This is a genomic window from Pseudomonas sp. GQ91 (assembly GCF_059758795.1).
In genome coordinates, this window is the sequence record NZ_JCAXED010000002.1 from 1 (window position 1) to 23,459 (window position 23,459).

The 23,459-nt window shown below is 61.4% G+C and carries 19 protein-coding genes; 3 read left to right on the forward strand and 16 right to left on the reverse strand.

The genetic code is table 11. The features are described from left to right. Positions 1-339: 339 nt before the first annotated feature. The 5 genes from AC6CIA_RS02170 to AC6CIA_RS02190 all read right to left on the reverse strand — a co-directional run bounded on the left by AC6CIA_RS02170 (position 340) and on the right by AC6CIA_RS02190 (position 6,033). Positions 340-1,575 (reverse strand): hypothetical protein, encoded by a 1,236-nt coding sequence (locus tag AC6CIA_RS02170; protein WP_498310428.1) that lies wholly within the window; start codon positions 1,573-1,575, stop codon positions 340-342. Positions 1,576-1,588: 13 nt separating this feature from the next. Continuing rightward, the gene (locus AC6CIA_RS02175) at positions 1,589-2,071 is read right to left on the reverse strand and encodes a CS1 type fimbrial major subunit (RefSeq protein ID WP_498310429.1); all 483 of its coding nucleotides are present in this window, start codon (positions 2,069-2,071) and stop codon (positions 1,589-1,591) included. A gap of 5 nt (positions 2,072-2,076) precedes the next feature. Further along, complete coding sequence (locus AC6CIA_RS02180) at positions 2,077-2,835, reverse strand: molecular chaperone (RefSeq protein ID WP_498310430.1); 759 nt, start codon at positions 2,833-2,835, stop codon at positions 2,077-2,079. A gap of 49 nt (positions 2,836-2,884) precedes the next feature. Then, positions 2,885-5,404, reverse strand: coding sequence for a TcfC E-set like domain-containing protein (locus tag AC6CIA_RS02185; protein WP_498310431.1), 2,520 nt, complete (start codon positions 5,402-5,404; stop codon positions 2,885-2,887). 122 nt (positions 5,405-5,526) lie between these two features. Continuing rightward, the gene (locus AC6CIA_RS02190) at positions 5,527-6,033 is read right to left on the reverse strand and encodes a CS1 type fimbrial major subunit (protein ID WP_498310432.1); all 507 of its coding nucleotides are present in this window, start codon (positions 6,031-6,033) and stop codon (positions 5,527-5,529) included. 560 nt (positions 6,034-6,593) lie between these two features. Here AC6CIA_RS02190 and AC6CIA_RS02195 point away from each other — a divergent pair. Next, positions 6,594-7,361, forward strand: a complete 768-nt coding sequence (locus AC6CIA_RS02195; protein ID WP_498310433.1) for a siderophore-interacting protein — start codon at positions 6,594-6,596, stop codon at positions 7,359-7,361. A 196-nt stretch (positions 7,362-7,557) separates the two neighbouring features. Here AC6CIA_RS02195 and AC6CIA_RS02200 read toward each other — a convergent pair whose 3' ends face one another. Then, positions 7,558-8,193: a Pr6Pr family membrane protein gene (locus AC6CIA_RS02200; protein WP_498310434.1), complete on the reverse strand. Its 636-nt coding sequence runs from the start codon at positions 8,191-8,193 to the stop codon at positions 7,558-7,560. A gap of 4 nt (positions 8,194-8,197) precedes the next feature. Next, a complete protein-coding gene (locus AC6CIA_RS02205; protein WP_084376161.1) occupies positions 8,198-8,443 on the reverse strand; it encodes a VF530 family protein in 246 nt (81 codons plus the stop codon). A 436-nt stretch (positions 8,444-8,879) separates the two neighbouring features. On the opposite strand from AC6CIA_RS02205, the gene AC6CIA_RS02210 reads away from it, so the two are divergent. Beyond that, the gene (locus AC6CIA_RS02210; protein ID WP_498310436.1) at positions 8,880-11,309 is read left to right on the forward strand and encodes a glucose/quinate/shikimate family membrane-bound PQQ-dependent dehydrogenase; all 2,430 of its coding nucleotides are present in this window, start codon (positions 8,880-8,882) and stop codon (positions 11,307-11,309) included. 52 nt (positions 11,310-11,361) lie between these two features. Here AC6CIA_RS02210 and AC6CIA_RS02215 read toward each other — a convergent pair whose 3' ends face one another. From AC6CIA_RS02215 to AC6CIA_RS02255, 9 genes are all read right to left on the reverse strand, one after another. After that, positions 11,362-13,695 (reverse strand): putative bifunctional diguanylate cyclase/phosphodiesterase, encoded by a 2,334-nt coding sequence (locus AC6CIA_RS02215; RefSeq protein ID WP_498310834.1) that lies wholly within the window; start codon positions 13,693-13,695, stop codon positions 11,362-11,364. Positions 13,696-13,913: 218 nt separating this feature from the next. Next, the gene (locus AC6CIA_RS02220; RefSeq protein ID WP_498310437.1) at positions 13,914-15,086 is read right to left on the reverse strand and encodes an ABC transporter substrate-binding protein; all 1,173 of its coding nucleotides are present in this window, start codon (positions 15,084-15,086) and stop codon (positions 13,914-13,916) included. Then, on the reverse strand, positions 15,083-16,063 hold the full coding sequence (locus AC6CIA_RS02225; RefSeq protein ID WP_498310438.1) for a CobW family GTP-binding protein: 981 nt from the start codon (positions 16,061-16,063) through the stop codon (positions 15,083-15,085). The genes AC6CIA_RS02220 and AC6CIA_RS02225 overlap by 4 nt, the downstream gene beginning before the upstream one ends. Positions 16,064-16,180: 117 nt before the next feature. Then, positions 16,181-16,483, reverse strand: a complete 303-nt coding sequence (locus AC6CIA_RS02230; protein ID WP_498310439.1) for a hypothetical protein — start codon at positions 16,481-16,483, stop codon at positions 16,181-16,183. Between the two features lie 13 nt (positions 16,484-16,496). After that, positions 16,497-17,246 (reverse strand): SDR family NAD(P)-dependent oxidoreductase, encoded by a 750-nt coding sequence (locus AC6CIA_RS02235; protein ID WP_339528792.1) that lies wholly within the window; start codon positions 17,244-17,246, stop codon positions 16,497-16,499. Positions 17,247-17,556: 310 nt separating this feature from the next. Next, positions 17,557-18,318, reverse strand: coding sequence for an SDR family NAD(P)-dependent oxidoreductase (locus AC6CIA_RS02240; protein ID WP_498310441.1), 762 nt, complete (start codon positions 18,316-18,318; stop codon positions 17,557-17,559). Positions 18,319-18,330: 12 nt separating this feature from the next. Then, complete coding sequence (locus AC6CIA_RS02245; RefSeq protein WP_498310442.1) at positions 18,331-19,671, reverse strand: MFS transporter; 1,341 nt, start codon at positions 19,669-19,671, stop codon at positions 18,331-18,333. Between the two features lie 149 nt (positions 19,672-19,820). After that, entirely contained in the window at positions 19,821-20,699 is an 879-nt protein-coding gene (locus AC6CIA_RS02250) for a polysaccharide deacetylase family protein (protein ID WP_003234086.1), read from the reverse strand. A gap of 11 nt (positions 20,700-20,710) precedes the next feature. Further along, entirely contained in the window at positions 20,711-22,048 is a 1,338-nt protein-coding gene (locus tag AC6CIA_RS02255; protein WP_498310443.1) for an amidase, read from the reverse strand. Between the two features lie 331 nt (positions 22,049-22,379). Here AC6CIA_RS02255 and AC6CIA_RS02260 point away from each other — a divergent pair, with 331 nt between their 5' ends. Further along, positions 22,380-23,369 (forward strand): GntR family transcriptional regulator, encoded by a 990-nt coding sequence (locus tag AC6CIA_RS02260; RefSeq protein ID WP_339528797.1) that lies wholly within the window; start codon positions 22,380-22,382, stop codon positions 23,367-23,369. Positions 23,370-23,459 lie beyond the last annotated feature (90 nt).

Sequence of the window (23,459 nt, forward strand, 5' to 3'; positions counted from 1 at the left end):
AGAACAAGCCCCCATCTCAGCTACAGGACAAACCTCATCTCAGCTACAGAACAAGCCCCCATCTCAGCTACAGGACAAACCTCATCTCAGCTACAGGACAAACCTCATCTCAGCTGCAGGACAAGCCTCTCCTCAGCTACAGGACAAACCTCATCTCAGCCACAGGACAAGCCCCATCTCAGCTACAGGACAAACCTCATCTCAGCCACAGGACAAGCCCCTCCTCAGCCACAGAACAAGCTCCTCCTCAGCTACAGGACAAACCTCATCTCAGCCACAGAACAAGCCCCACCTCAGCCATAGGACAAACACCCTCACCCCTCACCTCCCCCATGGCATTCAGACTTCAGAATCCCAGATCACGGTTGCCACGCCCGTGTAGGTGCTGCCGGGTTTTTTCAGCATTTGGCTGACGTGGGCCTTCTCGACTTCGAAGTGCAGGGAGGCTGGGCGGTTGTTCACATAGGACACGGGCTGGAACAGTTCGGTACCGCTGCCGTCCAGGCGCAGCGGGCGTTTGGTGACGGCCTGGCCGTATTGGTCGATCAAGCCATGGGGCAAGGTGACCCCCACTTGCAACGGCACTTCGTCACCCTGTTCATTGCGCAGACCGCAGGTGTTGCCAATCACCAGGCCGCATTCGAGCTGCATCTTGAAGCGCGAGCTGGCGTGCAGCGCGAAGGTCTGGTCGCGAAACAGTCTGGAGGGCGGTCGCCCTTGATGCAGCCAGGCTTGCCAGCCACCCTGGGGCAGCAATTCGATACGGTTGCCACCCGCGGGCAGCACGACGCGCAGGATATGCTCCACCGTCAGGCTGAAATTCAGGCTCAGGGCCGAGTCGACGGGCAGCATCACATCGCCGAAGTCGAAATCCTGCATGGGCCCGACGCCATAGGTCAGGGTTCCGGAATAGAGCCCCGCCGACATCTGCAAAGGGTTGGGGGTTCGTAACTCATACATGATGTCCAGGTAATCGTAGGTCATGAAGGGAACGCGGTACCTGGGCACCTTTACACACGCCTCTTCCACCGGTGTTTTCCACATAAACCCGTACCAATTGTCGCCGTAGAAGCCCACGCCACTGTACTGACAGGGTTTTGGCGCCGTCACCCAACTCGATCCCCAAAGCCTATTGTGCGCGGTGATGGCCGGTATTCCGCCGCCTACCAGTTCGGCAGCCGGGCGATCAAGGTGATACTCCGAACCAATGCCGCTGATGCGCATTTCCACGGTTTCTTCCTCACCGAGCGTGTTGGTGACCGTGAGCGAACGCCACTGAGCAGGCGCTTTCAGATACGCCGCCTGCCGCCGATCCGTCGGGTTGGCGGCCATCGGGCCGTTGGCCCGCATCGCGAGAGGCAAGCGGATACTGAAGCGCCCACGGCACTGATAGGGAAAGAACGAACAGTAGCCACTGACCGGCGTCGTGTTGACAAACTGATTGTGGTCCGGCCTGACCGGATCCGGCCGGAAAACCGCCGTAACTTCCTGGACCAGCGCCATCGCCGAGCCGGCCCACAGCACACAGCCCAACGCGAGCCAGTACTTACTGAAACACTTGATGGTGACGCGCATGTTCATTGCCTCTTCAAGGAGCCAGAAAGTCAAAAACAATATGGACCGTGCCGTAGTAGTCTCCGGCCGTGTAACCGTCCTCGGGCTCTATCGCGGCGATGTCCAGTTCGGCCCGGCGTCCGACGCGGGCCTCGTCGGCACTGATTACCTCGGTGCTGCTCAGGTTCAGCGGCACCTTATTGAACAGCACCTGCAAGTCGATCCGGTCCGCTCCGCTGAGCAGATAGGGCGTATCGCCCAACCGCGCGGCAACGCCGCCGTTGAGGTTTTTCACATCGAAGTCTTTGCGCAACGGGCTGAGCCGGGACTTCACCAGGTCCCACGCCAGTGTTTGCTCGCGCCCCATCCAGTCCGGCTCGGAGGGCAGCACATACGCCTCGATCTCTGGAATAGTCACCGAGACGTCGAAGGCATGACGCTCCTGAAGCGCCAGGGCCTGTGGGCTCAACAGCAGCGGTGCCAACCATGCACCGAGCAGCATCAGCGGCTTGTTCATGTCGATCACCCGTTGGTGTTGAATGTCATTGGTTTTTTGACCCGGCCTTCAATCAACTGAAAGCTGTATTGGCGGTCTGGTTTTTTCTCGAAGGTCACTTGGCGGCCCGGAAGAATGTGGTGCTTGGTGGTGGGTTCGCATTCGGTTTTTTTGTCCTTGGCGCAATTCCTGAACTCATCCAGTACCACCACGCTGTTACCCGCGTTGAGCAATTGGTACTGGGTGGGCGTGTCCTTGACCTGCGTGTCGAAGCGAGTGTCTTTCGGGCGTACGAAGAACACCGTGCCGTAGCCCGCCATCACGTTGACGCCCGCCGCCAGGGCACTTTTGTATTCGGCACGGTCTTCATCGGTGATGGCAAAATCATCTTCCTTTTCGGGAACCACCGGGATGAAGCGCACGCGAAAGTAGCGCTCCTTATCGCGCTCGCCCATGTACAACAGGCGGGTGCCCTGGCGTCCCTTGGCCGGGATGATCATGCGCGCGGGACTGGCCATCAGGCCGTCACGACGGGTAGCGCTGCCCGTTTTGTCGGTCAGCGAACCCACCGCGACTTCGCGTGAAGTGCCGTCGGCGTTGTAGAGGATTTCCAGTACGTTGATCTTCACGAACGCGGTGTTGGTGCCAGCGTTGAAAACCCGTTTCAGATAGGAGCTGCGATCACCTTCCAGGTAGTCGTACACCACGCCGACATTGATTGCCGGACCGGCCTGGGCCGTCAGCGACAAGAGGGACAAGCCGATCCATAACACTGCCTGTTTCATTTTTACCGTGCCTCAAAGGAATAAACTGGGTGGGTTTGGGTTGCGGCCGTCAACCAGCGGTTTCGTCACTGGAAGTGGTGTCGGCCAGGGTGTCTGGCGTGCAGCGCAAGTCACCGATCATCAGCACGTCGTTTTCGTTGGGCGCATTGGCTGTGTCCAGGCGGAACTGGCAGAGCAATTGGTTGCGATAGCGCACCTCCAGGGTCGGTGCGCTGGCGCTCATTTCCATCGAGAAGAAACCGTCGACCTCGCTGACTCCACGGCTGGCGTGGTTGATGAGGTGATGACCGCGCAGCGGCTCGCCCTGCTCATCGAGCAATCGACCGAGCACGGTGAGCGTCTTCATCACCGTGACTTTGCGGTAGTCCACCCCGCCTTTGTTCAGGTGGTAATTGGATCGGGCCGGCTGGATGTTCGCCGCGGGCGGGTAATTGCCCTCGAAATCGAAGCTCACGGTGCTGCTCTTGTACGCCGACAGCGGCACGTAATTGCGGCCCGGGTGTAGCAGCGTGCTGCTGCCGCCGAGGTCGTCGGCCCGCAGGGTGATGGCGTCCAGGTCGGTTTCAAGATCAACGATCATGCCCGCGCCATCGCCTTGGTATTGGCTGGTGAGGAGCATTTTGTCGGCACCGGCGACGAAGGTGCTGTTGAGGTTCAAACCGCCGGTGAGATTGCCGTTATAGGAGCTGCGCTGCACAAAGCCGTCACCGTTGACCGTGTCGGTACTGAAGTTGGCGGTGCCGGACAGGCCGACGCCGTAGGTGTCGGTAATCGCCGTCGCCGAGACGCTTTGCAGGACGTGATGACTGAGGTCCTGGCGGTACGTGACAGAGGCGTTGTTGTCGCGTCCGCCATCGCGTGCAGTACGGCTGCCGACACTGCCGGAAATCTGCCGGCCATCGCTGCCCAGCGCCAGGCTCAGGGATACATCGATGCCACGGTTGCGCTGATTCGCGGTACCGCTGGTGGCGGGTCGGTCAAAGACCGAGAAACGCCAGTTGGCGTCACTGCCGAACAGCCTGTCGCGACGGCTCCAGCTCATATCAATGCCGGCCCCTTGCACATTGCCCTCGCTGTGGAAAATCCGCGTGTTCCAGGAATTCTTCGCATCGACCCGGTGGTTGATCGACAGCGCGGTGCTGCTGTTCTGCCCGACAAAGGTATTGCGCCGCAGGCGAGTGCCGTCGGGCAGGGTTTCGTAGGTGTCGCGGGTGTCGAGCCAACTGCGGTTATGGCTGAACACCAGGTTGGTGGCACCGAAGCTGTACAAGCCTTGCAGGTCCATGCCGGTGCCGTGTTCTTTGGTTTGATAGACGTTGGCAAACACACTGGCGTTGTTCGCCACGGTCCAGTCCACCGAACCGCCGTATTGCAGTTGTTCACGAACCTGACGCGCGGACAGGCCGAGGATCACCCTGGGGTGCACCAAGTAGTTCAACGAAGCCCCGGCGGTGATTGCCCCCGAAGCCTGGTCATCCCAGTTACTGAATAGTTTGGTTTCACGCCCGGCGAACACGTTATAGCGCCACGGATCCTCGGAGTTACGCCAATTGCTGGGCTTGTACACCAACTCCTGAGTGGTGGCGACGGTCTGGCCGTCCTCCACCAGGCGCACTTCGACTTCATAGATGCCGCCCGGCAAAGGCCGCGTGTCGAGGGTCTGCAGGCCGGCCGCCACCGCCTGGGTGTTGATCAACAAACCATTGCGGTAGATCTCAACCGCTGCCTGGCGGTTGGCGGTGACATAAATCGGGTACACGCTGGGCTTGCTGTTATTGATCGCCAGGGTGTCGGAGCTGCCGTACATGACGCCCAACGCTGTATCGGGGCTGGCGCCGAAGCTGCGCAGTTGACGGGTCAGGCCATCGGAATTGGGAGTGAAATGGCCCAGGCGCAGAAATTGCCCTTCCAGTTCACGCTGGGTATACAGCTCGTGGATCGCGTGGCGCAGTTGCTCCGCATCGCCACTCTGGCGCGCCAGTTGCAAATTCAACACCTGACTCCAGTTGCCCAGGCTGGCACTGGCTTGCAGGCCGTAACGACCACCAAGATCTTCTTGCTGGCCACCATTGAGGTTGAGCTGGTTGTTGATAATCAGGCCGCGACTGCCGCCTTCGGGTAGCTCGTGGAAGCGCGGGGCATCGCCGCTGCGTTCGACGTTTTGGGTGATGATCGACAGCTGGGAGTTTTCCAGGTTGTAGAACGCCGATACCAGTTCTTCGGGACAGGACTGCGTGCAGGCACCCAGCGCCAAGCCTTTTTCCAGCAAGGCTTGCCACGTGTCGCGGGTGGCGGCGGGGACTTTGCTGTCGCCGGTATCAGTGAATTCGATCAGGGTTACGCGATCATCCCGGGACAGGACGATCAGCGCCTCCCCCAGGGGTTGTTCGTCAAGATCCACGCGTACCGCCAGCGGTACATCGAAGAAGTGATCGGTAAACCCGGCGGGCAAACCTTTGGCTTGAGCAAGCAGGTTGCTGGCGCCCGGCGCACCGGCAGTTGGCGCTGCCAGGGCACTCGTGCAAATCAACAGTGCAAGCGCAGCCGCGATGGGCGTCATCGGGAACATGAACAGATACTCTGAATGCCTAGGTACAGGGACAAAAAACAGGTCGGCGGACCTGGGGTTTAATCCGGCCGACCTGTAAACACCTGCCCGCGAACACTGGGTTCAACGGGCAATGATCACCATCAAGGCTTTAGCGGTACGGGCGGCAGGACCGCGTCGAATACCAGTGGCAGGACCGCGGTGTAGCTACCACGCTGGGTCGCAGTAGGCTTGGCGGCAGCGATGACCATCTTGGCGCCGATCCCTGGAGTGGAATCGGCTTCGTTAACCACTTCCTGCGGGGTGCCGGTCAGGGTCACGCCATTAAGGGTGGTGGTCAGCGCGATGTTTTGCGCCGCGTCACCATTGAACAACGCCGCCGGGCCGCCTTCGATGTAGGCATTGATGGAACCGTTGGTGTTTTTCATGTCGTAAATCGCGCTCAATTGGCCCAATTCACCAGAAGCCAGGTTGTAGCTCATGGTTTCATCCTGGCCCCAGTTCGGGTCACGCGGCTGAACATGGAACACCTGCGTCGGGATATTTGCCTTGAGGTTGACGGTGTGGCTGGCTTCACCGGCGGCAAATGCCATCGAGGAACTCAGCGCCATAACAGCCAGTGGTGCAACAATCGCGAACTTTTTGAACATGCTAGATACCTGTTTTTTGACGTTGAATAGAGCGTCGTAAGTTGAATCAAGAGCCTTGACTCCCGATGAATTACAACCAGACACGTTGCAGCAAGTTGTACTGCTGCAACGCCGGGAAATGATCTACCGAATCAAAAAACACGTATGCAAGTTAGTTCGCGCTGACGCGTAGCCCTTGGAATCAGGGAACCAAGGAAAAATATGGCATTTTGCCAAAACTTTTAAATCAGCTGTAAGATACGGACTACATTGCGTTAGAATAAATAGCCTAATAAGAACTGTCAGAACGGTACTACAAAGAAATAACATCTAATAGGCATAAAACGTATCAGTGTAAGTTTGAGTAACCACTCTAAATCCATTTATACCCTGCGCTTAAAAGTCCCCTCGAAAGCGTGTTTGCCGAGCGGGGTAATCGATCAACGGCAAGGCGCGAGGGTGAAGAAAATTACACAATCTCGGCCGTCAAACGTCTTTATAACGTAGACGCACAGTTACCCGTGCACTGCGGACCTGCTCAATGACTTCATCGTCCGTCCCACCTGTAAAAGGGAAACCTCATGAATACGCCAGCCATTCACCGCGTCACCCACGAGATCAAACGCCGTCGCCTGGACGTACTGCGTGTTGTCGACATCACGCCACGCATGCGCCGCATCACCTTGGGCGGTGAGCAACTGGCCGGTTTTATCAGTCTGGGCAGCGATGACCATATCAAGCTGCTATTCCCACAGAACGCTGCCGAACAGGCCGCGCTGGAGAGTCCGACATTCAGTCTCAAGGGTGACGGACCGCAGCCGGCGATGCGCGACTACACGCCGCGCCGCTTCGACCTCGACAGCGGCGAGCTGGACATCGACTTCGTGTTGCACGGCGATGGCCCTGCCGCCACCTGGGCCGAACAGGCCAAGCCCGGCCAGCACCTGTATATCGGCGGCCCACGGGGCTCGATGATCGTGCCGGACATCTTCGACAGCTACCTGCTGATCGGCGATGAAACCGCCCTGCCCGCCATCGCCCGACGCCTGGAAGAATTGCCAGCCGGCCGTAAGGTTCTGGCGGTGATTGAAGTGGCCGATGCGGCGGAGAAACAGACGCTGCCAAGCGCGGCGGATGTGGAAGTGAAGTGGGTGGTGCGCGGCGAGGCTGATCTGTTGAGCACCGTTCAGCACCTGCGCGTACCCAGCGGATCGTTATATGCGTGGGTAGCCACCGAAACCAAAGTCTCGCGCCAGGTTCGACGGCTGCTATTGGATGTGCATAAGTTGAATGAAGAATTCGTCAAGGCCGTCGGCTACTGGCGTGCCGAGGGCAGTGATACGGAGTAAAGCGGGCGATCTGAAAAGCCGTGTCGATTGTGGATTCACAGCTGAATGTCCAGGTCACCGTAAACCGCCAATATCCCCCAATCAGTCCCCTCTCCCTCCGGGAGAGGGTTAGGGTGAGGGGCGGCCCTCAAACCAAGCACTCAAAAACCATTCACCGCAAATCAAAACAGCTATTCAATCAGCTGCGTGAGCGCACTCAGCACACATCCGCCTGCGAGGCCCTGGCAACTCTATCCAACCCCACCATCGCCAAGGCAATCCCCACGAATCCCGCCAGTATTCCACCGGCATTCACCAACACCAGTGGATAACCCAACGTATCAACATCCAGGAACGGGTATTGATACTGCCCCACCACGTGCCCACGCAGCAGCACGTAGACGAAGTACAGCAATGGGTAAATCATCCACAGCCCAATATGCTTAACGCGCAAAGTGCCCTTGGGCACACACAGCCACCAGTAGCCGAAAAACAACAAGGGCATCACGTCATGAAGCAGTTCATCGGCGATGAATTGAAGCCCCTGAGGGCTCCACAAATGCCGCAGTAACAGGTTGTAGGCCACGCCCACGAGCACAATGCTCACGGCAATCCCACTGCTGACCACAGGCCGCTGGAAAAACGCTCGCCCGGCGGAAGAACGCTTCACCCACGCATAGCTCAGTACTACCGCCGCCAGGGTATTGGTGAGCACCGTGAAGAAGCTGAAAAACCCCACCAGCCCGCCCAGCAGGCTGGCGTCCACGCTCCAGCGCGAATAGAAAACCAGGTACTGCTGAATCACCAGCCCGGCCCAACCGGCCAGCGCGGCCCCCGCGATATACGCGCGCATGCGGTCAGTCCCGAGGACGTTTGGTGCGCATCAGCTTGACGTACAGCCCCTCGACTTTCTCCCGCGCCCACGGCGTCTTGCGCAAGAACGACAAGCTCGACTTGATGCTCGGATCGCTGGAAAAACAGCGGATATTGATGCGCTCGGCCAGCCCTTCCCATTGGTAGTGAGCCACCAGGGCGGTAAGCACCTGCTCCAGGGTGACGCCGTGCAGTGGATCCTGCGATTGAGTCGGGTGCTGTGGGGACATGCCAAGCCTTTTGATCAAAATGAAAATGAAGCCGCGCACCTTAGCCGAGGGATCCGGCGGGTGGAAGCAGGACCTTTACTATAACCGCACACGTGCTTTTGCAGGATCGCCACGCCCGCGTAGCGTTCACTATTACCAAATACGAAACGCTCCATCTTGCGAATGCCCCTTTCTCTTGAGAAGCCGGCGCATTATCCTTGTCGTTACACCCTGAAACGTTTCACCCCTCGGCCGGCCCGATCTAGCCGCACTCCCCTTACCGCACAGACAGCGCTGTCTTGAAAAGACCTGTGCGCGGGGATTTCTCGGGCTGCCCGTGGCCGAAGCGCTTTCGCGGAAAAACAACGGTTTTAAAGCTGAACCAAGCCCGCGCCGTATCGTCATCTACAGTGAACAACGCGGACTACATTTTTTAAACGTCACGGAGAACAACACTATGAGCACTGACAGTGCTTCGAGTCCAAGCCGCCTGCTACCAAGGCTGCTGGGGATCTTGCTGCTGATCATGGGCCTTGCCCTGTTGGCCGGGGGGGTCAAGCTGAGCATGCTCGGCGGGTCGCTGTACTACCTGCTGGCCGGTATCGGCATCACCCTCACCGGCATCCTGCTGCTGGCCACGCGCCGTGCGGCGCTGGGCTTGTACGCACTGGTGCTGTTCGCCAGTACCGCCTGGGCGCTGTGGGAAGTCGGCCTGGACTGGTGGCAACTGGTGCCACGCCTGGCGCTGCTGTTCGGCCTGGGTATCGTCATGCTGCTGCCGTGGTTCCGACGTCCGTTGCTGCGTGGTCAATCCGCGCCGCTGGGCACCGGCGCACTGAGCGTTGCCGTGGTGTTGGCCGGTGCAACCGCCGTCGCCAGCCAGTTCACCAACCCCGGTGAAATCAAGGGTCAACTGGATCGCGATGCGGTGCCCGGCATGACCAATACCGCCCCGGCCCAACCCGATGGCGACTGGAACTCCTACGGCCGTTCGGCGTTCGGTGACCGTTACTCGCCCCTGGCGCAGATCACCCCGGAAAACGCCCACCAGTTGGAGCCGGCGTGGACCTATCGCACCGGCGACATTCCAGGCCCTGGCGATCCCGGTGAAACCACCGCGGAAAACACCCCGCTGAAAGTCAACGGCATGCTTTACGTGTGCACGCCGCACAGCCAGGTGATCGCGCTTGATCCGGACACCGGCAAGGAAATCTGGCGTTTCGATCCGAAGCTCTCGACGCAAAAAGCCGAGAACTTCAAGGGTTGGGCGCACATGACGTGCCGTGGCGTGACGTATCACGATGACGCAGCCTACGCGGCCACCGAGCAAAGCCCGGCCACTGATGCTGCCGCTGCCGCTGCCGCTGCCGCCCCCGCGACCAACGTCTGCCCGCGTCGGATCTTCCTGCCGACCGCCGACACCCGCCTGATCGCGCTGAACGCCGACACCGGCAAGATGTGCGAAGACTTCGGTGACAAAGGCCAGGTCGACCTGAGCGCCAACATTGGTGCTTTCGCTCCCGGTGGTTACTACTCGACCTCGCCGCCAGCGGTCACCAAGAACCTGGTGGTCATCGGTGGTCACGTGACCGACAACGTCTCCGTCGACGAACCTAGCGGTGTGATCCGCGCGTTCGACGTGCACACCGGCAAGCTGGTGTGGAACTGGGACAGCGGCAACCCGGACGACACCACGCCGATCGCCGAAGGCGAGACCTACACCCGCAACTCGCCGAATATGTGGTCGATGTTCGCGGTGGATGAAAAGCTCGGCATGCTGTACCTGCCGATGGGCAACCAGACCCCGGACCAGTTCGGTGGCAACCGTACGCCTGAGTCGGAGCTGCACGCCGCTGGCCTGACCGCCCTGGACATCGACACCGGTAAAGTGCGCTGGCACTACCAGTTCACTCACCATGACCTGTGGGACATGGACGTGGGTGGCCAGCCAACCCTGATCGACATCAAGACCGCCGACGGCGTGAAGCAAGCGGTGATGGCGTCGACCAAGCAAGGCAGCATCTACGTGCTGGACCGTGCGACCGGCGAGCCCGTGGTACCGATCAATGAAATTCCGGTGCCACAAGGCGCGGTGGCCGGCGATCACACTTCGCCCACCCAACCGAAGTCCGACCTCAACTTCATGCCACCGCCCCTCAAGGAACGTGACATGTGGGGCGTGACGCCGTTCGACCAACTGCTGTGCCGGATCGACTTCAAGTCCCTGCGCTACGACGGCCCGTTCACGCCGCCATCGCTGCAAGGCTCGATTGTCTACCCAGGCAACTTCGGCGTGTTCGACTGGGGCGGCATTTCGGTTGACCCAGTGCGTCAGATCGCCTTCGTCAACCCAAGCTACATGGCGTTCAAATCGACCCTGATCCCGGCGGAAAAAATCGCCGAACAAGGTCCGCGCATCAGCGAAACCGAAGGCGTGCAGCCGAACAAAGGCGCACCGTATGGGGTGATCCTGGAAGCCATGCTGTCGCCAATGGGCTTGCCTTGCCAGGCACCGGCCTGGGGCTACGTCGCCGCGGTCGACCTGACCAACCACAAGACCATCTGGATGCACAAGAACGGTACGGTGCGTGACAGCTCACCGATTCCGATCCCGCTGTCGATGGGTGTGCCAAGCCTCGGTGGGCCTTTCACCACCGCCGGTGGCGTAGCGTTCATCAGCGGCACCCTCGACCAGTACCTGCGTGCCTATGATGTGAAAAACGGCAAGCAGTTGTGGGAAGGTCGCCTGCCAGCAGGCGCGCAAACCACACCAATGACCTACACCGGCAAGGACGGCAAGCAATACGTGCTGGTCATGGCGGGTGGTCATGGTTCCCTGGGGACCAAGCAGGGTGACTATGTAATGGCGTTCAAACTGCCGGACTAAGCACGCTCGGCGCAACGGTAGGAGCGAGGGGGCGCCCAGCCCTTGCTCGCTCCTATACGGGTGAACGTTCGGGCCGCTCCCGGCGCATCCACATCTCGAACGCCATGGCGCTCAACGGCCGGCTGATCAGATAGCCCTGGGCCGTATCGCAGCGCCATTGTTTGAGCAGCGCCAGGCTGGGTTCAAACTCCACGCCTTCGGCCACCACCTTCAGCCCCAGGTTGTGGCTCATTTCGATGGTCGAACGCACGATCACCCCGTCGCCGCTGGTGCTATCGAGGTTGCGCACGAAAGATTGGTCGATCTTCAACTCCTGCACCGGCAGGCGTTGCAGCTGGGCCAGGGACGAGTAGCCGGTGCCGAAATCATCCACCGACAGGCTGATGCCACAACCGCGCAGTTGTTCAAGGATGCGCAGGGCCTGTTCCGGGTTGTGCATGATCGCGCTTTCGGTGATTTCGAAAATCAACTGTTGCGCCGACACCGCGTACTGCCGAAGCAACTCGGTGACGCGCAGCGCCAGCCCCTCGTCGCTCAGATCATCCACCGAGATATTCACCGATAACTGCACCTCCAGACCTTGCCCGCGCCATGCGGCGAGTTGACGGATCGCGTCTTCGATCACCCACTGCGTCAGGCTGCTCATGCTCCCGGTACGTTCGGCCAGGGGAATGAACTCAGCGGGTGAAATCAGGCCCAGTGTCGGATGCTGCCAACGCAACAACGCTTCGGCCTGACGCACATGCCCGTGATAGAGGTCGAGTTTGGGCTGGTAACACAGGAACAACTCGCCCTCGACGGCGGCGCGGCGCAGGTCTCGGATCAGGTTGATCTGACGCTGGTGAGCCAGGTCGCGGTCCTGCTGATAAATCTGCAAATAACCGGGCAACGCCGCGGCATCGTGGCGGGCAATGGCCGCACGACTGATCAGTTCCTCGACCTGCAGGCCATCGTCGGGATAGGCGGCGATGCCGATGCTCACTTCATGCTTGAGTTCATCCTCGCCCACCTGTTGCGGTTCGGTCAGCAGGCCATACAAGCGATCCGCACGGGCCACGGCGCTGTCAATCGCGATATTTTCCAGCAGCAACAGAAACTCGCTGCCGGTGATGCGCGCCGCCGTATCACCGGGCGACAGGCTCGACAGCAAGCAACGACTGGCTTCGCGGAGCATTTGCTCCACCCCTTGGGGACCAAAACCCTCGTTGATCGCCCGGTAGTTTTCAATCCCCAGGTACAGCAACACCACCGGCCGCCGGGCACTGATGGCGCTGCCCAGGCGCTCCATCGCCAATGCGCGGTTGGGCAGGCCGGTCAACGCATCATGCAGGGCGTTATGGGCAAGTTGCCGTTCACGCACGGCAATGCCGCCCTGCATGGCGTTAAAGGCTCGGGCCAACAGGCTGAATTCATCATTGCCGCGCACCTGCACCGGGGTGCGGTAATCACCGGCGCCGATGCGCTCGGCGGCCCGCACCAATGCATCCAGCGGGCGCGAAACCCGTCGCGCCATCAGCAGGGCGCCCAGCAGCGATACGATCAATGCCGCCAGGGCAATCCCGAGAAATTGCTGGTCAAGCGGCGCGAAGGACTGCAACGCGTGGTCCAGGGGACTTTGCAACAATGCCATGACCTGTCCGCCTTCCCCGCTGTTGTCCAGCGACAAGGCCTGACTGAGAAAACGCTGGCCATGGAACTCGATCATCTGGGTGCGGGTGTCTTGCAGAGCGCGGATGATCGCCGGGCGATCGGCCATCGGCTGAGTGCTGAACAAGGTGCCGGGGCCGGCGTTGTCCACCGTCATGAACGACACTTCCAGGTTGCTCAGCGCGCGCAATTCCTCGGCGAAGGCTTCTTCCATGGAAAACCCCATGACGACCCGCGCGACCGGCAGGGGATCGAGAACCTCTTTCTGGACCAGCAGGTAAGGTTTTCCCGCCAGGGCGACGATCAGCATTTGCATGGTGTTGCGCCTGGCATGCCGCAGCGCACCGGCATAGGGAAAGGCCTGGCCCGCAGGCACACCTTTCAGGGTACTGACGATCACCTGCCCGTCCAGGCCCAGCACAAACACCTCGCTGGCGCGGATGCCCGTGCCATGGCGCTGCAGCGCCGCCTGAATCTCCGGGATGCGACCGGCCGCCACGGCCTGGCGAAAGGGCAGGTCCACGGTCAACCAATCCAATCCGTATTGCAGACGGCGCCCGCGCAGGTCGAGCAAGCGCTCGAATACCCGGCTGCCGGTTTCCAACTGCACCTTGGCCTGGTTTTCCACGGCGCGGGTGGTCGCCCCTTTCACGGCAAAATACACTGCGCCGACCACCACCAGCAGCAGCAACGCCAACACCCCGGCAAGTCGCGTCTGGAACGAGTGGCCCCAGCGCATCTGCGTGCCTTGCGGCCGCCCGGGGGCCCTGTGGCTCACACGTCCCTTCGTCATACGCGTCCCTCGCGATTGCCGACCTGGTGTCAGATAAATGTCCTTTTATCCAGAACACTTTTGAATCACCCAGATTAGCCCTCAGCGAGCAGAAGTAAACCTAATAAACACGGGTATCCGGTGTCATTAAATTGGCGACAACTGACCGTCTCCACGGCAAGGATTCAGGACCTGGCCCGCATGAAATCGCCCCAGCGCCGCACCAGATAATTGTGCTCATCCATCACCGAGTTCCACACCGCCACATGCCCCATGCGTTGCTCGTAGGAGCCGCCATCGCGTACCTCTCCAACCTCGATCAACGGCAAGCCATCGCTGCCCGGCAACACCTCGCGGGCGGGCAGGCCGGCGTACCAGTAATCCCATTCAGCGCTACTCAAGTGGTCGCGGCTGCGGGCCGGATTACCGATGTAGTACCCCTGGCGAGCCATCATCGCGCCGGGCCAGCCGGACAGCCACCAGTTGAGGTAGGCATAGGCGGCATCCAGCACCGGGCCCTTGGCGTGGCGCGACAGTGACAGGCCGCCAAACCAGGCGCGATACCCTTCGCGGGGGACCGCCAGACGGTATTTGACCCCGGCGCGATGCAGCCGCATCAAGGTCGGCGACCACAGACTCTGGATATCGATGCTGGGGCTGAGCATCAATTGCGCCGCTTCTTCATCATCCGACCAGAACGCGGCGAAGTGACCTTCCTTCTGTTTACGCACGAGGATATCGGCCAGCACATCGATCTCCTCGATGCTCATATTGCCGATGTCACTGAAGCGCGCCAAGCCGGCGCCCTGCACCGCCAGCGCAGCGTCGAGTGCGCCAATCGCGGCATCGCTTTGCAAGGCGGTGCGGGCGCTCCAGGCCGGGTCCAGCAGCCAGCCCCAGCTTTCATTGGCGCGGCAGAAACCTGCCGGCAACCGCTCGGGACGGTAGGCGAAACTGTCGGCATTGTGGGTCAGGGGCAACATGCTGATGCGCTCGGTGACGGTGCTGCCGAGGCTGCCATCGTGCTGCACGAACAAACGCTCGCTGGGCACACTGCCGCTGCCCAGGCGATCATTGGCGGACAAACGCCCGCGCTTGGGCAGGTCGTTGATTTCATGCCACAGGGCAATCCGCCGGGTGTCGATCGGCTGGATCGCCCGCGCCGGCCAGACAAAATCGACGTTGTGAAACCACTGATCGTAGAGGTCGTAGCTGTCGGGCTGCATCACCGCAATGCGCTGCGCCTGCTCGACATCGTGAACCTGATACACCAGGCGGATGCCCAGCTCTCGTTCGGCGCGCAGGCGCAAGCTTTCCAGCAAGGTCACTGAAGTGCCCAGTACACGCAAGGTGATCATGCGGCGAACCGCCGCGAGAAGACTTCAAAGGATCGACGCAGCAACGCCGGGTCGAGACCACGCAGGATAAATACCAGGCGCGATTGCCGCTCCGTGCCCGGCCAGGCGGGCAAATGGACGGGGGCATGCAGGCAATGCTGCACACCATGAATGACGATTGGGGCCGAGCTTGCGTTCACGTTGAGCAGTCCTTTGACGCGAAGAATACGTTCGCCGTGGCATCTTAACAGCATCGACAGCCAGACCCCGAAACCCACCCAGTCCAGGGGCTGATCGAAGCTCAGGCAACAGACCTGCGCCGCGCCGTGGGTGGATGGCGTCGAGGATGCCTGGTGCAGCTTCCAGCGCGTGACTTCCGCAGTCGGCGTCGCGCTGCGCAAACCCTCGCCCAACAGCAACTGCTCGCCGCTGTCGATGTCCTCGGCATGGAGGATGGGCGTACCGGCATTCAGCGCCTGCAAGTGCTCGCGCAAGGCGTCGCCGTTCTCCACCAGGTCGGTCTTGCTCAACAGCAAGCGATCAGCCGCCGCGACCTGCGCCAGCCATTCCGGGTGCAGACGTTCCTGCAAGGCCGCGTGACTGGCGTCCACCAGCGTGATCACCAGACCGATATGAAAGCGCCCACGCAGTTGCACGTCGTGGTTCACGGTGGCGAGGATCGGCGCCGGGTCGGCCAGGCCGGTGGTTTCCAGGATCACCCGTTTGAAAGGCGGAATCTCACCGCGCTCACGGCGCTGCAACAGCCCGAGCAAGGCGTCTTTCAACTCGCCGCGAATCGAACAACAGATGCAACCGCTGGGCAGTAACACCGTGTCCGGCGCCACCTCTTCCACCAGCAGATGATCGATACCGACATCGCCGAACTCATTGATCAGCAGCGCCGTGTCGCCGAGGCTTTCGCCGTGCAGCAGGCGCTTGAGCAAGGTGGTCTTGCCGCTGCCGAGGAAGCCGGTGATGACGTTGAGAGCGATGCTCATTTCTTCTACCTCCACCCGCTCCTGTAGGAGCAAGCTTGCTCGCGAAAAACCTGAGAGCGCCACATTAATCCAGGCAGTACGCGTTATCGTTGACGGTTTTCGCGGGCAAGCCCGCTCCTACAGTGGGTTGTCTTCCAAGTGGTCGAGCAGTTCAGGGGCCAGGGGATCCAACGGCCGGCCGAGCATGTCTTCGGCAGCCTGCCAGAGTTGATCCAGCCCGCTGGCCAATGCCTGTTTGCCGGTGGCGCCGAGCAGCAGATAGGACGCGCCCTGGAAGTCTTCGACCTTGAGCCGGAACACCGCCAGCACCTGGTTGATCGCGGCGATCCGGCGCAGGCGCTCGCGGCGCCGGGGCAGTTCATCGCCCAAGGGATCGCTCCAGTGCAGGTCTTCGCCCAGCAGTCCACAGAGTCCACACATGCTCAGTTCTCGCTCATGGCATGACATCGCCGGAGTTCGGGCCCAGTGTCTGGCCGACAAACAGGTTGCCGCCCGGGTCGCTGGCCAGCAACACCGCGGTGGGTGCCACCTCATCGGCCTGGCCGAAGCGCCCCAGGGGCAACTCGGCGGCCTTGGCACGCTTCCAGGTGTCACTGATGCCGCCAACCAACGGGGTTTCAATCGGGCCGGGGGCGATAGCGTTGACCAGCACATTGTCCTTGGCCACTTCCAGCGCCAGTGACTTGGTGAAACCGATCACCCCGGCCTTGGCCGCCGCGTAATGGGTGAGTTCGGCACCGCCCTTGATCCCCAGTTGCGAGGCGACGTTGATGATCCGTCCCCAGCGCTGCGCAAGCATATGCGGCAAGGCGCGCTGGCTGGCGATGAACACGCTGCTGAGGTCGACGCGCAGCATGTCGTTCCACATCTCGATACTCAGGTCGACACAGCGCGCCTGGGTCAGCATGCCGGCGTTGTTGACCAGGATGTCGATGCCGCCGTAATGCGCGACGCAGTTGTCGACACTGGCTTGCGCGCCTTCGACGGTGCCGACGTCGGCGACGCACTCGACGACTTCCGCACCGAGGTTGCGGCAGGTGATGGCGGTTTCGGCCAGGCTGGCGGCGTCACGGTCGGCGAGCAACAGGCGTGCGCCTTCCATGGCGTAGGCGCGGGCGATGGCAGCGCCGATGCCGCTGCCGGCGCCGGTGATGACGGCGCGGCGGTGGGTGAGTTGGGGCATATGCGGGGCTCCTGGGTTTTGGTGGGTATCAGGGAGATCAACCCCTCACCCCAACCCTCTCCCCAGAGGGGAGAGGGGGCCGATTGGGGGATATTGGAGGTTCACATCGACCTGGAAGATCATCTGTGAATCCATAATCGACTCCGTCTGTAAGATCGGGGTTGAATCCATAATGGACTCGAACGGATTGCTTGAACGCATAATCGACTCGGTTTTTCAGGTCGCAGATTTTTTCAGCACACTTCGGTCAGTCCCCTCTCCCCTCTGGGGCGGTCCGACGTTTCGGGAGGGTTAGGGTGAGGGGTGGCCCTCAATCCGGCCACCGAACCGTCAGGCCGCCATCAATCACAATGCTCTGCCCGGTCAGGTAGCTCGAAGCCTCACTGGTCAAGAACTGCACCAACGACGCCACCTCATCCGCCCGCCCGACCCGCCCCAGCGGAATCGCTCGCGCAGCTTTGGCCAGGCCCTCGGGCCCCAGGGAATTTTTCGCATCCAGCGACTGCGGCGTCTCGATCAACCCCGGAATCACCGCATTACAGCGAATCCCCTTTGGCGCCAATTCCACCGCCAGTGAACGGCACAACCCTGGTACTCCGGCCTTGGCCGCCGCGTAGTGCGCGTGGTCTTGCCAGCCATACACACCGCCGGCAATCGATGAGATAGCCACCAGCGCCCCGCCCTCGCCCATATGCCGGGTCGCCGCACGGAAGGTGCGCATCACCCCCGTCAGGTCGACGTTGAGCATCTCGTTCCACAGCGCGTCGGTCATCTCCAGCAGCGGCGCGCGGCGCAACAGGCCAGCGTTGGCCACCGCGTAGTCGAGGCGCCCGAAGTGCTCGACGGCCTGGGCGGCCAGGTTATCCACCGACGCGGTATCGCCCACGTCCAGCGGCAACATCAGGCACTCGCCAACAGCTTTTTGCACCAGGTCGAGAGTTTCCTGCGGATCATGCGGATCGGCCGGGTAATACCCGCCCACCACCGCCACGCCGTGATGGGCGTACGCCACGGCGAGGGCTTGGCCGATGCCGCTGGCGGCACCGGTAATCAGGGCAACTTTACGTAGCATCGAACTGACTCCTTACTGGACGGTTTCCGGACGCACATGACGCGCGGCAAACATCAGCGCGCCGGAGAGGAAGCACGGCAAAGCGCCGAAATACAGGGCGGCGGTCTGCCAGTCACTGCCGGCGGACAACACCTGGGTCGCACCAAAGCCCGCGACCACCGCGCCGAGCGGGCCCATGGCATGGATGATCGCGCCGCCGGTGGCGCGGATGCTGGTGGGGAAACTTTCACTGATGAAAAACAGCGCCGCCGAATACGGACCGATCAGGAAGAACAGGCCCAGGCTGTACAAACCGACGACCACCGGCATAGTGCTCGGCCCGTAGAGCATGCCGGCAAACGCCAGGCCACCGAGCATCCAGCCCAGGCCGATGACATTGCGCCGTCCGATTTTGTCGCCCATCCAGCCGTGGCACAGGTAACCGCAGTAGCCCACCAGGTTCGACAGTACGAGGATGATCAGCGAGTTCTCGAACGAGATGTGATGCACGCTGATGATCACTGACGTACCCAGCACGCTGAACACCTGGATGGCTGCCCAGTTGAGCAGGATCGCCGCGCCGATCACCAGTGTCGCCCGGCGCGCGGGCCCACGGAATGCGGCCTTGAGGCCGGCCTTGCTGTGTTCGTCGTAGTCCACGCCGTAGGTCTGCGCGACGTTCTGCGCCTCGCTCACCGCGCCGCTCTTGCGCAGTTGGGTGATGCGCTGGTGAATCTGGAACTGCGGGCTTTCCTTGAGTTTGCGCGCCATGACCGCGATCACGATCGCAGGAATCGCGGCGAAGATGAAGCAGCCTTGCCAACCAATGATCGGCAGCAACAGCGCGGTCAAGCCCGCGGCGATCAGCGCGCCCACCGGCCAACCGCCCTGCACCAGGCTGTAGATGAAGCCACGCCGCCTGGCGAGTTTCGGGTCATCCGAGGCGGCGTACAGCTCGCTCAAATACGTGGCATTCACCGTTTCCTCGGCATACCCCAGGCCACCCAGCGAACGGATCAGGATCAACGGTCCCTTGCCCCACGCACCGCCGATGGCGGTCAGGGCCGAACACACGGCAGAGCCGGCGACGGTGAAGATAATCCCGGTGCGCCGCCCCAGTTTGTCCACCAGCGGACCGATGGCCAGCGCCACCACTGCGGTGCCCACCGCCACCCAGGTCGCGATCTCGGCTTGCTCCACTTCCCCCCAGCCGAAATGCCGGCCGATTTCCGGCAGCAAAGTTCCGAACAGAATGAAGTCATACACCGCAAACACCCAGGCGAAAAACGCAATCCAGGTGGCGAAGCGCACTTCCCTGGGCGTCAGTTGCCGGGGTTTCCAGCCAGTCAGGTCGAGTTTGTTATAGATAGACATGGATCGCGCCTCGATGGGGGCAAAGGGTCAGGTATGCGTGTTGCCTCACCTGTAGGAGCCGACTTGCCGGCGAAAAACCTGAGAGCGCCGCGTTAAACCAGCAACGCTGCGTCATCGTTGACGATTTTCGCGGGCAAGCTCCTACAGGGTCAGGTACGGGGTTGGCGGCGGATGAAATCGTCGGCGATTTCGTCAAAGGTGACGAAGCGCACCCCGGCATGGCTCTGGATGTGTTCGATCAACCGTTCGAGCATCAACAGCACTTGCGGGCGGCCGGACACATCGGGGTGGATGGTCATGGTGAAGACCGCGTGTTCGTGTTCGCGGTAGACCCAGTCGAACTGGTCGCGCCACATTTCCTCCAGATGACGCGGGTTGACGAAGCCATGGCTGTTGGGGGCCTTCTTGATGAACATCATCGGCGGCAGATCGTCGAGGTACCAGTTGGCCGGGATCTCCACCAGATCGGTTTCTTCACCGCGCACCAGGGGTTTCATCCAGGTGTCGGGGTGCTGGCTGTAATCGATCTTGGTCCAGCTGTCGCCCTTGCGTACGTAGTAGGGATGGAAGTCGTTGTGCATCAGGCTGTGGTCGTACTTGATGCCTTTTTTCAACAGCAACTCGTTGGTCACCTTGCTGAATTCCCACCACGGCGCAACGTAGCCGGTCGGGCGTTTGCCGGTGACTTGGGTGATCAACTCGATGGACTTGTCGAGGACGATTTCTTCCTGTTCGGCGGTCATCGCGATGGGGTTTTCGTGGCTATAACCGTGCACGCCGATTTCGTGACCGGCATCGGCCACCGCCTTCATCTGCTCGGGGAAGGTTTCCATCGAATGCCCGGGGATAAACCAGGTGGTGCGCAGGCCGTAACGCTCGAACAGTTTGAGCAGACGTGGCGCGCCGATTTCACCGGCGAACAGGCCACGGGAAATATCGTCCGGCGAGTCTTCGCCGCCGTAGGAGCCGAGCCAGCCGGCGACAGCGTCAACGTCGACGCCAAATGCACAGAGAATGTCTTTAGCCATGGTGTGTCTCCTTAGTGAGTCAATGCGCTTTCAACCGACAACGCCGCCCGCAGCAAGCGTGCGTCTTCCCCCATCGGGGCGCTGAGCAGCAGCCCGGTGGGCAGGCCCAGGGCATCGCGACCGCTCGGCAAGGTGACGCCGGGCATGTCCAGCAAACTGCCGGGCATGGTCAGGCGCAGGGTGGCGAGGTTGGTGTTGACGAACAGTTCGTCGTCGGTTTCCAGTGGCGCCAGGGCTGGCGCGACATGCGCGACGGTCGGGGTGATAAGGAACGCGCCGTCGAGTTCGTCGATCAGTTGCTGCTGCAGGCGCTCGCGGGCGTCGTACAGCGCGATCAGTTGGCTGGCCGGCAAGGTGCGCGCCGCTTCGAGGCGGCGACGTACGCGTGGGTCGAGTTGCCGGGCATCGGCGCTGTCGAGCAGCACTTCGTGGAGCGCGAAGGCTTCGAAGGAACCGATCCAGCCTTGCTGCCGGATCAGCTCAAGGGTGGCCTGGAACGTCACGCTGGTGCGCGCCTCAATCAACGCCCCCGCGGCTTTCAACTGCTCCACGGCATGCAGCAGGTTATCGCGCACGGCCGGTTCGACGCGGGGGTCTTCCAGCACCGCGTGTTCCAGTACGAAGCGCTGCCCCTTGAGGCTGCGTGGAATGTGGCGCTGCGTACGAGCGTGGAGCAGGTCGTCGATGACCAGCACATCGCGCACGCTGCGGGCCAGCGGGCCGAGGCTGTCAAGGGTGTGGGCCAACGGGAATACACCGTCGCGGCTATAGCGCCGGCAACTGCCGCGGTACCCCACCAAACCATTGAACGCGGCGGGAATACGGATCGAACCGGCGGTGTCGGTGCCCATGGCGATGGGCACGATACCGGCGGCGACGGCCACCGCCGAACCGGACGAAGAGCCGCCCGGAATGCGCGGCTGATCGCTGCCGTGGGGGTTATGCGGCGTGCCGAAATGTGGATTCAGGCCCAGCCCGGAATAGGCCAGTTCGCTCAGGTTGGTCTTACCCAGATTGACCATCCCAGCCCTGCACAACCTGCCAACAACCGGCGCATCCAGCGACGCGGCCGGTGCCTGACGGCGCAACCCGGCCCCCGCGGTGGTGACACTGCCGGCCATATCAAACAGGTCTTTCCAGGCCAGCGGCACCCCATCGAACGCGCTCAAGGGTTGCCCATCCCGCCAGCGCGCGGCGGCGGCTTCGGCCTCACGACGGGCACGCGCGGCGGTCAGGCAGATAAAGACACCCGGCAGCTTGTTCGCCTGCTCGAGTGCCTGTTCGAAGGCTTGCACCGGGTCGCTGCGACCGCTGGCGAAATCCTCGGCCATGGACGTGGCATCTGACATCGGACCGCCCCCTATAAATGTATCAATTAATAAAATGTACATTTTACAAAGGCATCTTTCGTGCCAGTCATCTGCGCGGCGTCCATCACCGCACTGGGTTTTCGCCGCAGAGTGACGGACTAGATAGCGTGGGCAGGGGCGAAAAAAATCGGCAGCCCACGACAAGTCGCCGCAAATGAAATAATGTATCTTTTATGAATAAATACGTTTTGGTGCAGAAACGTAACACTCACCCTCGCGCGGCCCCAAAAAAGTGCCACCGACGTGGTGCAGAGTGACAGGCGCATCTATGAGAGAATCCACGGCCCGCTCCCATGGTCCAGAGAACCCGATGAAAGCAGCGTCCGCCTCGGCTTCCCGCTACGCGATGATCCACCAGGTACTGCGTGATGCCATTCTCCACGGCACCGCACGCCATGGCCTGGTCTTGCTGGAAGCGCCGCTGGCCGAGCTGTTTGGCACCAGCCGCGTGCCGGTGCGCAAGGCGCTGAACCTGCTGCATGCAGAAGGCCTGATCTGCCGTTTCGATGGCCGCGGCTATCTGATCAACCCCGACGGGCTCGACATGCAGCCGTTGCGCTTGCCGTTGAACCACGGGCACCTGGGCCTGAACGGCGAAGATGAACTGGTCGACACGCGGCCGCTGGGCGAGCGCGTGGTCGATGAAATCGGCGTGGCGTTGTCGACCTGCATCGCTTTCGGCCACTACCGTCTCGATGAACAGGCCGCTGCCGATCACTATGGCGTCAGCCGGGCGGTGGTGCGTGAGGCGCTAATGCGCCTGCGCGATCGCGGCCTGGTAGAAAAGGAACCCTATTCCCAGTGGTTGGCCGGGCCGCTGACCGCACGGGAGGTCACCGAAGACTACGAATTGCGCGCCTGCCTTGAACCCGAGGCCCTGCGCCAGAGTGCGCCGGGACTTGCCCGCGAGACACTGGAAGCCATGCTGCAGCGGGTGATCGACGCACAAAACAGCGCGCATTGCAGTTTCGAGGAAATCGAACAACTGGAAGAAGACCTGCACCAACGCTGCCTGGCGGGCCTGCAGAACCGCAAGATCGCCGCGCTGATCCGCCAGGGCCAGAGCCCGCTGATCATCAGCCGGATTTTTTACCGTTTGCTGGGCATCGGCGCCGATCCGGCGATGCTCGCCGAACATCGCTTGATCCTCGAATTACTCCTGCACGGGGCCTTTGATGCGGCGGCATTGAACCTGCGCGAACACCTGCAACGCGCACGCCAGCGCATGTTGCAGCGCTTGAAGGTGTTGTCGGTATTGCCCGAGCAACCGCTGCCCGCTTACCTGCACAAAATCAGCTAGTCAACTTGCTGAGTGTGGTTCAGGGCGATATTCACGTCGAGGAATACCCAGCAATTTGTTGCTAACCACGCCACCCCATTGAAACCACCG